We start from the raw sequence: 13,045 nt of genomic DNA, 5'->3' as shown, positions 1-13,045 counted from the left end.
TTTCTACATTATTGCTATAGGTAAAGTTTTAATGAAAGGCTGTTTTCGTATAGTCTGTTGCTTTTGTAAAAGCCCAATTACCGGCTTTTATGGTGATTGCAGCTCTTTTCTTAGTAGCCATCCTCAGTAGATAATTATTAGTTTTAACTTTACTTAAATAGCAATAATGTTTGAGAAAAGAGCCTAATGGAAAAATATGGGTATCCTTTATTTTACTGGAAAAAAGAGCTGCACACTTAAAAGAACGGTTCTCAAAAAAACGAAAACAACTTTTTTTAAATATGAATTTACCATTATTTTCTTTTTTTATAATAAATGGACTGATTATACAGAAATTGTTCAGAAGCCTATGGTAACCTATCACCAGATTTGCTTAAAGGGGTATAAAGATAAGAGGGTGGAGAAAATATGAAGTAGCGGGAGGAATGGATAGGAATGAAGGAAAAATTAGATAAAGATTGGGTAAGCATGTTATTAGAGGCTAAGCAATTAGGATTGTCTATAGAGGAAATATCCAGGTTCTTTCAACAAAAATCCCTATCAAAGTATTTGTACCTAAATCAAGAAAAAGAAAATAAGGACCATATAAGAAATAACTAATTTTACTTAAGAAGGATAGAGATTAATAAATGTATAGAGTGCTTTATAGTAAATTAATATGGTTGTTATCTTAAGGAGCTATTGACTAAAACCAAGGTTAATAGCTTTTTTTATTGCATTTTAATATTATTCGACAAAATCATGCAAAATTTGGAGAATGATAGCGTTTTCGAAAAAATATGCTATAATAATATCAGGCTATTTTCATCTGAATGGTTAAAATTTTGTTGCTTTTCAAATATAGATTAACTCTTAGGTTACGTTCTCTTTTTTTCAGCAATTCACAAAATTACCTAGTATTAAACAGTACATCTCTACTATATTACTAATTGCAACAGGTTTAAGAAAAGAGCCTTATATACAAAAAAATCATATATTAGTAAGGAGTAATCGCTATGTTGAAAGATCTTTTTATTGGTTTATCCCAAAATCAATTTCTGAATAGTGCAGCTAAAAAGTATGGGTTAAAACTGGGAGCACAAAATGTCGTAGCGGGGACGAATATAGAGGAGACAATCAAGAGTATTAAGGAGTTAAACGCTCACGGAATCTCTTGTACGGTTGATAACTTAGGTGAATTCGTTTATCAAAAAGAAGAGGCGACTGCAGCAAAAGAACAAATCATCGCAGTTATTGAAGCCATTCATGATAATAAAGTTGATGCACATATTTCTTTGAAACCAACACAATTAGGGTTGGATATAGATTATACATTTTGTTTAAATAACCTAGAAGAGATTGTCGCTAAAGCTAGTGATTATGACATTCATGTCAATATTGATATGGAGGACCATGGACATCTTCAACCATCTTTCGATATTTTAGATGAGCTTTCTAGTAAATATACTAATGTAGGAACGGTCATTCAGGCTTACTTTTATCGAGCAGAGGAAGATATTCAAAAATATAAAAATTACCGTCTGCGTATTGTTAAAGGAGCATACAAAGAGCCTGAGGATTATGCATATCAAGATAAAAAAGATATTGATAAAAACTTTATTAAATTAATTGAATATCATTTATTGCATGGTAAATTTACATCAATTGCTACCCATGATCATAATATAATTAACCATGTTAAAAAATTTGTTAAGGCAAATCAAATTCCTAATGATAAATTTGAATTTCAAATGCTATATGGATTTAGAAAAGACCTTCAATTACAACTAGCAAGTGAAGGCTATAATTTCTGTACTTATGTTCCTTTTGGTAATGACTGGTACGGTTATTTTATGAGACGTCTTGCGGAAAGACCACAGAATTTAAATCTTGTCGTTAAACAAGTATTTAATAAAAAAACAAACACCGTAATCGGTGTTGCTGCAGGCGCATTTTTACTTGGAAGATTATCTAAGAAGAAAAAGTAATCAAAACTAAAAAATATTATTAAAATAATTTCGAAGAGTCCGATTCCTAAGGGGAATTAGGCTCTTTTTTGTGTTTAGAAATATTCAATTTAGGTTTTCGACGATTTCTAGTGTGCCATCTTTCATGGATGGACTGCTTTTTATACTTAGTACAGGGAAAATAAATGTCCATGGCATACTTGTTTGTTGTTCCACGATCGGTATTGGCTGCTGAAAAGTATGCTCCGCAATGAGGTGATTATTTTCAATATATTGCAAGTTTTTATTATGAAATGAAAATGGATATTCGCTAAAGTTATGTACGAGAACAGTTATGAGTAGCTCACTTTTATGATTTATTGCTTGCCATATGGGAGTGAATTGAATGTCTTCTCTACTATTCATACTTGTACTAACAAAAATTTGTTCTATATAATTGCGATCCTTGGTAGATAGTGTTTTATCCCATGCAGATTCAAACATTAGCTTTTGCATATTGGCACCTCTTTCTTATAAGTATCCTTATATTAACATAATAGAGGCGGGATATCATAAGCAGAAATATTAAGTTTAGTTAAGTTCACACACTTTACACAGAATTTACTGTCAATTATAATTATTGCAAAAAAAAAAAGGAGGGGTATAGTGGAAAAGAGGATATCAAAAAAGATTCTTGTTGCAAGTTTAGTAGGAAGTTCAATTGAATGGTTTGACTATTTTTTGTATGGAACAGTAGCCGCGTTAGTATTTAATGAATTATTTTTTCATAGTGAGGATCCGACTGTCGGTTTAATGTTGGCCTATGCTTCTTTTGCATTATCTTTTTTTATTCGACCGCTTGGAGGAATTATTTTTAGTCATATTGGAGATAGAATAGGAAGAAAAAAAACACTGGTCCTAACTCTTTCATTAATGGGTGGTGGCACTGTACTCATGGGATTGCTCCCAACCTATAGTACGATCGGTGTTACTGCCCCAATATTATTAATCATTTTACGACTTATCCAAGGTTTAGGATTAGGTGGGGAGTGGGGAGGAGCACTGCTTCTTGCTGTAGAGTATGCTCCAAAAAATAAACGAGGATTTTTTGGAAGTATCCCTCAAATGGGGGTAACAATTGGAATGTTACTCGGTACCTTAGCCTTATCAATAATGACCCTACTTCCGGAAAATTCTTTTATGACGTGGGGGTGGCGTGTTCCATTTCTTTTGAGTGCTTTGTTAGTATTTTTTGGATTATGGATTCGTAAAGGGATCGATGAAACCCCTTCATTCAGGAAGGCTCAGGAAAAAGGGGAAATTGCAAAAATTCCTTTCATTGAAACCATTCGAACACATTGGAAGGAAGTATTAATCGCCGTCGGAGCAAAGGTAGTTGAGACAGCGCCATTCTATATTTTTGGAACGTTTATCGTTTCCTATGCAACGACACAATTAGGTTATTCTCGAACAGTAACATTAAATGCTGTTACCTTAGCTACGATCATTACAACAATACTAATCCCATATATGGGGAGGCTATCAGATACGTTTGGACGAAAAAAACTTTATGTAATCGGAACTTGTTTGATGATTATATATGCTTTTCCGTACTTTTGGTTAATTCACCAGCATTCAGCTGTCTTGCTGACTGTAGCAACAGTGTTAGGTTTAGGGATTATATGGGCACCAATTACAGCTGTACTTGGGACAATGTTTTCTGAAATCTTTAAATCCAATGTCCGATATACAGGAATTACCTTAGGGTATCAAATTGGAGCCGCGGTGGCAGGAGGTACAGCTCCACTTGTTGCAACTGCATTATTAAAAGCATATAACAATTCATACGTACCGGTGGCACTATATATTATATTAGCTTCGATTATTTCACTGATTGCTATATGGTCGGTACGTGATCGTAAAAATGAAGAATTGGACACTGAGGCAGCTTAGGAAAATGAAAAGGATCTCAAATACGTTATTTTTATAGTTAACGTTCTCTTTAGAAAGAAGGTATCCCATGCTTATATTATCAGAAAAAGAAATACGAACCTTGTATTCTATGGAAGACGCTATTCAAGATTTAGAAGAAGCATTATTGTTTTATAAAAAAGGAAAAATTATCAATCCAGAACGAACAGTAATTGAGTTTCCAACGAAACATGCTTCTGCACTCTATATGCCAAGTGCAATGGATCCAATAGGAAAAGCAGCTGTTAAGATTGTAACAATTTTTCCGCATAATCCATCTAAGGGTAAGAGTACAACACAAGGTGTTATCCTATTAAATGATACAAATAGCGGTGAGCCATTAGCTTGCTTAAACGCTTCCTATTTAACAAGGCTTCGAACTGGAGCAGTAAGTGGAATTGCAACAAAATACCTGGCAAAGGAAACGGCATCAACAGTGACCTTAATTGGCTGCGGTGCAATGGTAGAGAGCCAGCTTCAAGCAATTCTTTTCGTTAGAAATATTAAGGAAGTTTATCTTTTTAACCGAACAAAAATAAAGGCAGAACAATTTGCAGAAAAAATAAAGGATATAAGCCCATGGTATAAAGGAACAGTTTCAGTAGTGGAGGATGTAAATGAAGCTGTATCAAAATCTGATATTATTATTTGTAGTACTCGTTCAGAAACTCCAGTTTTCTTAGGTGAAGTATTAAAACCAGGCACTCATATAAATGGTGTGGGATCCTACCTTCCTCATATGCAAGAAGTAGATGTTAATACCCTATTAAAGTGCTCAAAAATCGTAGTTGATACTCTTGAGGGATCAAGGACGGAAGCTGGCGACTTTATTATTCCGGACAGAGCTGGTCTTTGGAGCTTCTCAGAATTGCATGGTGAACTTGGTGATTTGGTTTCAAGGGATGCTACTGGTAGAGAAACTGATGAAGAAATTACTTTTTTTAAATCCGTGGGAATTGCCTATTTTGATCTTGCTGTTGCTGCAAATGTATATGAAAAAGCGGTAAGTAAAGGTATTGGAACACAAGTAGATATATGAGTTCTTTGTGCGATGTACCTGTTAATGTTAATTAGGTTTTTATAAAGTAAGGAAAACTCGATGAAGCCTATTTGTTATCATCGAGTTTTTCATTATGTTTGTTAGCTTCTGCTTGAACAAATTTTAATGTTTGCAAACTAAATTCTTTGAATGGAGAATTGGGTAGTTCATTAAAGTTCTCCATAGCTTGGTTTGCACTCAGCAGCGCTTGATCCCATTTTTTTAAATGGATATAGCAAAGAGCTTTGTATGAATCCTTTTCATAGAAGATGGCCAAGTCAAACGGGTGATGGGTATGCGATGGGACTTCAACTTTGTCCAACCAATCAATGGCTTCCCGGTAACGACCGAAACCGTACATGGCCTCACCCTTTGCGAGGTACATCCATGGTCCAAAGCTTTCTAATACCTCTTCATTAGACATATGCCTTTCTATAAGATCTAGTACCTTTGTATAGTCTTTTCTTTCTTTAATAAGATATATTAGCATCACTAAATCATGCGATAAAATGGATTGAATATCATCTGCAAAATCTCCATATTGTTTTAACTTCATTAAATAATAATTTATTCTCTCCTTATTATTTGACATCATTGCATGTGCGGAAGCTAATCGATATAAATCATCTATACGATAAAATGTTCTATATTTTTTTGAGATTTGAATGGCTCTTTCCATGACCTTTGTGGCAGTATTTAAATCTTCCACAGCAAAATGTAATATGGCTTCATGATAATCAAGATCAAGCATTGTCATTGGATCGATATACGCATGCTGAGTTTCAAGTATCTTTCTTTCATTTAGCAGAATTTTTAAAGATTGTCTGTAATCATGTTCAGTGAATTTTACCATTGAACGAAAAATGCCTAAATTTGCTCGTCTTCCAGTAAGGTTTATTTGATCGTACATTTGTGCTGCTTTTTCAGAAAAACTTTGCCAGTCATCCCTCTTGTTAAAATAAAGACATCGGCAGTAAATATCTAATAATCGTGCTGACTCATATCCTTGATTTAAATTTGGGATATAGGGTTCAATTAGCTCGATCAACTGAATATATTTGTTAGGCAAATCTTCAGTTTTCCTATTGTATAGAGTTTCTGCTTGCTCAAGGATCTCTCTTAGTTCATGTACACTCAGTTCTTCCAATAAATCTGCTGTCTCAACTTCAAGTCTTTCAGCTATATAGGCAAGACTTTCAATTGAAGGTTTCGCTTTATTATTTTCAATTAGGCTGAGCATCCCTTTAGTTAATCCTTCACCTGCAAGAGATTCCAGTGTCATCTTTTTTTGCTTTCTTAACTTTCTTATTCGTTCACCTAACATATTTTATTTATACACTCCTAAGTTGATAATAAGTTTAATTATATTAAACTTTAGATTGAAATGGAAGTGTGATCATGATATGATTTGTTTAATTAAATTAAACAAATGGGGGATATTTATGGAGGATCGGATCAAACTGCAGAGAGCAACATATCATTTATGGACATTCACGGTTAGTAAACTAATTTCGACATTCGGGGCACAGGTGTATTCGTTTGCCATTAGCTTTTATATTCTACAATTAACTGGCTCAGCTACTAGCTTTGCTACAAATCTATTATGTAATATACTACCGCGGACATTGGCAGCACCTTTTATTGGATATGTTGCTGATAATTACTCACGTAAAATTATAATCATTACATCTCAAATAGCTACTACACTTGCTATTGGTGGGCTTCTATTTATCAGTTTAACCTCTGGATTATCATTGATAGCCATCTATACTACAACCTGTATTTTATCAATCACTTCAACCTTCTCCGGAGTAACATTTACCTCGTCTATTACAGGCCTTGTTGATGAGGCGAGGATTCAGAAAGCAATGTCATTGAATCAAATATCTGTTTCCTTTGCTTCTATTGGAAGTCCTGCAGTAGGAGGATTATTATATGGAAGTGTTTCAATGCCAGTTTTTCTTATTATTTATTTGATTGCTTCATTTATCGCAGTTCTCCTTGAAGCAACGATGAATTTTAATCTTTTTGCAAAACGAAAGACGAAAGTAGACGGAAGCACGAAGGAACCCCTATTGCAAAGTATGAAAGCAGGAATTCATTATTTAAAATTACAGCCTATTATCATGACAATTATTTGGATATCATTACTTATTAACTTTTTATTTGGTGCATATGAAGTGGGATATTCATTTATACTTATTGAAAAGTTAAAAATCGTATCACAGCACTTCGGTTTTACACAAGGAGCATTTGCGATTGGAATGCTATTACTCTCAATATATTTTTCAATAGGAAAAGAAGTGAAATTTCCACTTCTGACATCTAAAAGAGGAATTATTGGAATGGGTATAGTTTTAAGTTCCATTGCCTTGCCGTTACTAATCTCCATGACATATGGCTTTATGGTCCTCTATTATGTAATGATTATGTTTTGTTTTGGCTCTTTGATGATTACTGTTAATACGCCAATCCAAGTGATGTTGCAAAAGAAAATAGATGATGATTATAAAGGGCGTGTTTTTTCGATCCTTGAAACAATGGCAATGGCCTTGATGCCATTAGGAATGGTTCTTTATGGTTTTTTATATGATATTTTTCCGGCTCAATGGGTCTTGATTTTATCAAGCTTTCTTTTAATTAGTGTGGTTCTTATTTTGGCTCGACCATCTATAATAAAGAAAGCACATCCTGAATTGATAAAACATGTAAAAGGGAAAGCTAGAGCTGTTTCATAAGAAAATGGAAATCGGAGTTATCGATCCTATCGATAACTCCGATTTTATCCTTACATATTTTAAATAATATTCTTTGTCGATGAGCAGAATATAATATTATTAAAAAGTATTGACAGGAGTAAAATGTAATAGTAATATAGTAAAAGTCGTTAAGATAGTTTGATTAGAAAAAGTGATTTCTAGTACTATATTAATCTTTTAAAAAAAGATGTTGACATAATGAAATAATAGTAGTATAATTTATAAATGTCGCTGGTTCAGCGGAATAAATTATTTCAAAAAAACAATTGACAACAAAGAGATTGAATGATAAAATGAAATCCTGCGTTAATGATTGATCTTTGAAAACTGAACAAAACGAAACGTCAATGAATTACTTTTATTTATAAGAGCTATATCAAACATCTTTTTGGAGAGTTTGATCCTGGCTCAGGACGAACACTGGCGGCGTGCCTAATACATGCAAGTCGAGCGAACTTGATGGGAGCTTGCTCCCTGAGAGTTAGCGGCGGACGGGTGAGTAACACGTGGGTAACCTGCCTGTAAGACTGGGATAACTCCGGGAAACCGGGGCTAATACCGGATAACTTTTTTCTTCGCATGAAGAAGAATTGAAAGATGGCTCCGGCTATCACTTACAGATGGACCCGCGGCGCATTAGCTAGTTGGTGAGGTAACGGCTCACCAAGGCGACGATGCGTAGCCGACTTGAGAGGGTGATCGGCCACACTGGGACTGAGACACGGCCCAGACTCCTACGGGAGGCAGCAGTAGGGAATCTTCCGCAATGGACGAAAGTCTGACGGAGCAACGCCGCGTGAGTGATGAAGGTTTTCGGATCGTAAAACTCTGTTGTTAGGGAAGAACAAGTATCGTTCGAATAGGGCGGTACCTTGACGGTACCTAACCAGAAAGCCACGGCTAACTACGTGCCAGCAGCCGCGGTAATACGTAGGTGGCAAGCGTTGTCCGGAATTATTGGGCGTAAAGCGCGCGCAGGCGGTTTCTTAAGTCTGATGTGAAATCTTGCGGCTCAACCGCAAGCGGCCATTGGAAACTGGGAGACTTGAGTGCAGAAGAGGAGAGTGGAATTCCACGTGTAGCGGTGAAATGCGTAGAGATGTGGAGGAACACCAGTGGCGAAGGCGACTCTCTGGTCTGTAACTGACGCTGAGGCGCGAAAGCGTGGGGAGCGAACAGGATTAGATACCCTGGTAGTCCACGCCGTAAACGATGAGTGCTAAGTGTTAGAGGGTTTCCGCCCTTTAGTGCTGCAGCTAACGCATTAAGCACTCCGCCTGGGGAGTACGGCCGCAAGGCTGAAACTCAAAGGAATTGACGGGGGCCCGCACAAGCGGTGGAGCATGTGGTTTAATTCGAAGCAACGCGAAGAACCTTACCAGGTCTTGACATCCTCTTGACCTCCCTAGAGATAGGGATTTCCCTTCGGGGACAGGAGTGACAGGTGGTGCATGGTTGTCGTCAGCTCGTGTCGTGAGATGTTGGGTTAAGTCCCGCAACGAGCGCAACCCTTGACCTTAGTTGCCAGCATTCAGTTGGGCACTCTAAGGTGACTGCCGGTGACAAACCGGAGGAAGGTGGGGATGACGTCAAATCATCATGCCCCTTATGACCTGGGCTACACACGTGCTACAATGGATGGTACAAAGGGCTGCAAGACCGCGAGGTTTAGCCAATCCCATAAAACCATTCTCAGTTCGGATTGTAGGCTGCAACTCGCCTACATGAAGCCGGAATCGCTAGTAATCGCGGATCAGCATGCCGCGGTGAATACGTTCCCGGGCCTTGTACACACCGCCCGTCACACCACGAGAGTTTGTAACACCCGAAGTCGGTGAGGTAACCTTTTGGAGCCAGCCGCCGAAGGTGGGACAGATGATTGGGGTGAAGTCGTAACAAGGTAGCCGTATCGGAAGGTGCGGCTGGATCACCTCCTTTCTAAGGAATATGGAAAACCACTTACGTGGTTCAGACGTCTTCTGTTTTGTTCAGTTTTGAAAGGTTAATCCTTTCAGTTTAATAGAGGTGAATTAGAAGCGAGAAGGTCGAGGAAGCAAGCGAACGAGCACCGGAACGTATAAACATACGTGAGGATGTGAGTGAGTGCGCTGACGAAGAGATTCGAAGCTTATCATTCGCCGGATTGTTCCTTGAAAACTAGATATATAAGAAGTAACCAAGTAATAACCGAGAATCGCCACTTTATGGATGAATCCATTAAGTAGTTTTTAAACTGAAAGGGCAAGGAGAAGCGAGAAGATCGAGGAAACGAACGAAGGAGCACCGCAGCGTATTACACATACGTGAGGATGCGAATGAGTGAGTTGACGAAGAGATTCGAAGCTTATCATTGGCCGTAGGTTAAGTTAGTAAGGGCGCACGGTGAATGCCTTGGCACTAGGAGCCGATGAAGGACGGGACTAACACCGATATGCTTCGGGGAGCTGTAAGCGAGCTTTGATCCGGAGATTTCCGAATGGGGGAACCCACTGCCCGTAATGGGGTAGTATCCTTACTTGAATACATAGAGTAAGGAAGGCAGACCCGGGGAACTGAAACATCTAAGTACCCGGAGGAAGAGAAAGCAATTGCGATTTCCTGAGTAGCGGCGAGCGAAACGGAAGAAGCCCAAACCAAGAGGCTTGCCTCTTGGGGTTGTAGGACACTCTATACGGAGTTACAAAGGAACGGAGTAAATGAAGAGGTCTGGAAAGGCCCGTCAAAGAAGGTAACAACCCTGTAGTTGAAACTTCGTTCCCTCCAGAGTGGATCCTGAGTACGGCGGGACACGTGAAATCCCGTCGGAAGCAGGGAGGACCATCTCCCAAGGCTAAATACTCCCTAGTGACCGATAGTGAACCAGTACCGTGAGGGAAAGGTGAAAAGCACCCCGGGAGGGGAGTGAAAGAGAACCTGAAACCGTGTGCCTACAAGTAGTTAGAGCCCTGTGCGTATTTTCCTTCGGAAAAACGCCGGGTGATAGCGTGCCTTTTGTAGAATGAACCGGCGAGTTACGATTTCATGCAAGGTTAAGCTGAAGAGGCGGAGCCGCAGCGAAAGCGAGTCTGAATAGGGCGATAGAGTATGAGGTCGTAGACCCGAAACCAGGTGATCTACCCATGTCCAGGGTGAAGGTAAGGTAACACTTACTGGAGGCCCGAACCCACGCACGTTGAAAAGTGCGGGGATGAGGTGTGGGTAGCGGAGAAATTCCAATCGAACTTGGAGATAGCTGGTTCTCTCCGAAATAGCTTTAGGGCTAGCCTTAAGGTAAGAGTCTTGGAGGTAGAGCACTGTTTGGACTAGGGGCCCTCATCGGGTTACCGAATTCAGACAAACTCCGAATGCCAATGACTTATCCTTAGGAGTCAGACTGCGAGTGATAAGATCCGTAGTCAAGAGGGAAACAGCCCAGACCACCAGCTAAGGTCCCAAAGTATACGTTAAGTGGAAAAGGATGTGGAGTTGCTTAGACAACCAGGATGTTGGCTTAGAAGCAGCCACCATTTAAAGAGTGCGTAATAGCTCACTGGTCGAGTGACTCTGCGCCGAAAATGTACCGGGGCTAAACGTATCACCGAAGCTGTGGATGGACACCTATGCATCTTTTCCTTCGGAAAAATGCTGGATGTCCGTGGTAGGAGAGCGTTCTAAGGGCTGCGAAGCTAGACCGTAAGGACTGGTGGAGCGCTTAGAAGTGAGAATGCCGGTATGAGTAGCGAAAGAAGGGTGAGAATCCCTTCCACCGAATGCCTAAGGTTTCCTGAGGAAGGCTCGTCCGCTCAGGGTTAGTCGGGACCTAAGCCGAGGCCGAAAGGCGTAGGCGATGGACAACAGGTTGATATTCCTGTACCACCTCTTCACCGTTTGAACGATGGGGGGACGCAGGAGGATAGGGTAAGCGCACTGCTGGAATAGTGCGTCCAAGCAGTTAGAGGGGTGACGAGGCAAATCCCGTCACCATGTACCTTGAGCTGTGATGGCGAGGGAAATTTAGTACCGAAGTTCCTGATTCCACACTGCCTAGAAAATCCTCTAGTGAGGTGAAAGGTGCCCGTACCGCAAACCGACACAGGTAGGCGAGGAGAGAATCCTAAGGTGAGCGAGAGAACTCTCGTTAAGGAACTCGGCAAAATGACCCCGTAACTTCGGGAGAAGGGGTGCTCTGTTAGGGTGCAAGCCCGAGAGAGCCGCAGTGAATAGGCCCAGGCGACTGTTTAGCAAAAACACAGGTCTCTGCGAAGCCGTAAGGCGAAGTATAGGGGCTGACGCCTGCCCGGTGCTGGAAGGTTAAGAGGAGAGGTTAGTCGCAAGACGAAGCTTTGAATTGAAGCCCCAGTAAACGGCGGCCGTAACTATAACGGTCCTAAGGTAGCGAAATTCCTTGTCAGGTAAGTTCTGACCCGCACGAAAGGCGCAACGATCTGGGCACTGTCTCAACGAGAGACTCGGTGAAATTATAGTACCTGTGAAGATGCAGGTTACCCGCGACAGGACGGAAAGACCCCGTGGAGCTTTACTGCAGCTTGATATTGAATTTTGGTACAGCTTGTACAGGATAGGTAGGAGCCTTTGAAACCGGAGCGCCAGCTTCGGTGGAGGCATCGGTGGGATACTACCCTGGCTGTATTGAAATTCTAACCCGCACCCCTGAATCGGGGTGGGAGACAGTGTCAGGCAGGCAGTTTGACTGGGGCGGTCGCCTCCTAAAAGGTAACGGAGGCGCCCAAAGGTTCCCTCAGAATGGTTGGAAATCATTCGCAGAGTGTAAAGGCACAAGGGAGCTTGACTGCGAGACCTACAAGTCGAGCAGGGACGAAAGTCGGGCTTAGTGATCCGGTGGTTCCGCATGGAAGGGCCATCGCTCAACGGATAAAAGCTACCCCGGGGATAACAGGCTTATCTCCCCCAAGAGTCCACATCGACGGGGAGGTTTGGCACCTCGATGTCGGCTCATCGCATCCTGGGGCTGTAGTCGGTCCCAAGGGTTGGGCTGTTCGCCCATTAAAGCGGTACGCGAGCTGGGTTCAGAACGTCGTGAGACAGTTCGGTCCCTATCCGTCGTGGGCGTAGGAAATTTGAGAGGAGCTGTCCTTAGTACGAGAGGACCGGGATGGACGCACCGCTGGTGTACCAGTTGTCTTGCCAAAGGCATCGCTGGGTAGCTATGTGCGGAAGGGATAAGTGCTGAAAGCATCTAAGCATGAAGCCCCCCTCAAGATGAGATTTCCCTTAGTTTATCTAAATAAGATCCCTGAAAGATGATCAGGTTGATAGGTTCGAGGTGGAAGTGTGGCGACACATGGAGCTGACGAATACTAATAGATCGAAGACTTAACCAAATAGATTTG

7 protein-coding genes and 2 rRNA genes are annotated in these 13,045 nt (G+C 40.5%); 7 read left to right on the top strand and 2 right to left on the bottom strand.

Annotated features, from left to right (window positions below):
* The first annotated feature begins 435 nt into the window (after positions 1 to 435).
* A complete protein-coding gene (locus MHI39_RS23345; protein WP_342540318.1) occupies positions 436 to 600 on the top strand; it encodes an anti-repressor SinI family protein in 165 nt (54 codons plus the stop codon).
* Between the two features lie 395 nt (positions 601 to 995).
* Positions 996 to 1,967, top strand: coding sequence for a proline dehydrogenase family protein (locus tag MHI39_RS23340; protein ID WP_058004580.1), 972 nt, complete (start codon positions 996 to 998; stop codon positions 1,965 to 1,967).
* An 84-nt stretch (positions 1,968 to 2,051) separates the two neighbouring features.
* Here MHI39_RS23340 and MHI39_RS23335 read toward each other — a convergent pair whose 3' ends face one another.
* Positions 2,052 to 2,441, bottom strand: coding sequence for an SLAP domain-containing protein (locus MHI39_RS23335; RefSeq protein ID WP_071975421.1), 390 nt, complete (start codon positions 2,439 to 2,441; stop codon positions 2,052 to 2,054).
* Between the two features lie 150 nt (positions 2,442 to 2,591).
* Here MHI39_RS23335 and MHI39_RS23330 point away from each other — a divergent pair, with 150 nt between their 5' ends.
* Together MHI39_RS23330 and MHI39_RS23325 are read left to right on the top strand one after the other, a co-directional pair.
* Positions 2,592 to 3,878 (top strand): MFS transporter, encoded by a 1,287-nt coding sequence (locus MHI39_RS23330; RefSeq protein WP_342540317.1) that lies wholly within the window; start codon positions 2,592 to 2,594, stop codon positions 3,876 to 3,878.
* Between the two features lie 67 nt (positions 3,879 to 3,945).
* Positions 3,946 to 4,935, top strand: a complete 990-nt coding sequence (locus tag MHI39_RS23325; protein WP_259548181.1) for an ornithine cyclodeaminase family protein — start codon at positions 3,946 to 3,948, stop codon at positions 4,933 to 4,935.
* A gap of 67 nt (positions 4,936 to 5,002) precedes the next feature.
* Here the strand turns inward: MHI39_RS23325 and MHI39_RS23320 are convergent, their stop codons facing one another.
* Positions 5,003 to 6,259, bottom strand: coding sequence for a helix-turn-helix transcriptional regulator (locus tag MHI39_RS23320; RefSeq protein WP_342540316.1), 1,257 nt, complete (start codon positions 6,257 to 6,259; stop codon positions 5,003 to 5,005).
* Between the two features lie 118 nt (positions 6,260 to 6,377).
* Between MHI39_RS23320 and MHI39_RS23315 the strand changes: the two genes are divergently transcribed.
* The 3 genes from MHI39_RS23315 (at position 6,378) to MHI39_RS23305 (ending at position 13,036) form a co-directional block, all read left to right on the top strand.
* Entirely contained in the window at positions 6,378 to 7,673 is a 1,296-nt protein-coding gene (locus MHI39_RS23315; protein ID WP_278891895.1) for an MFS transporter, read from the top strand.
* Between the two features lie 406 nt (positions 7,674 to 8,079).
* Positions 8,080 to 9,632 (top strand): 16S ribosomal RNA (locus MHI39_RS23310).
* Positions 9,633 to 10,053: 421 nt separating this feature from the next.
* Positions 10,054 to 13,036: ribosomal RNA gene (locus MHI39_RS23305) — 23S ribosomal RNA — on the top strand.
* The 16S and 23S rRNA genes sit together here, the layout of an rRNA operon.
* Positions 13,037 to 13,045 lie beyond the last annotated feature (9 nt).

Source organism: Heyndrickxia sp. FSL K6-6286 (genome assembly GCF_038630395.1).
Lineage (GTDB): Bacteria > Bacillota > Bacilli > Bacillales > Bacillaceae_C > Heyndrickxia > Heyndrickxia oleronia.
The sequence above is the reverse complement of the archived record's forward strand: the minus strand, read 5'-3'. Positions and strand labels throughout refer to the sequence as shown.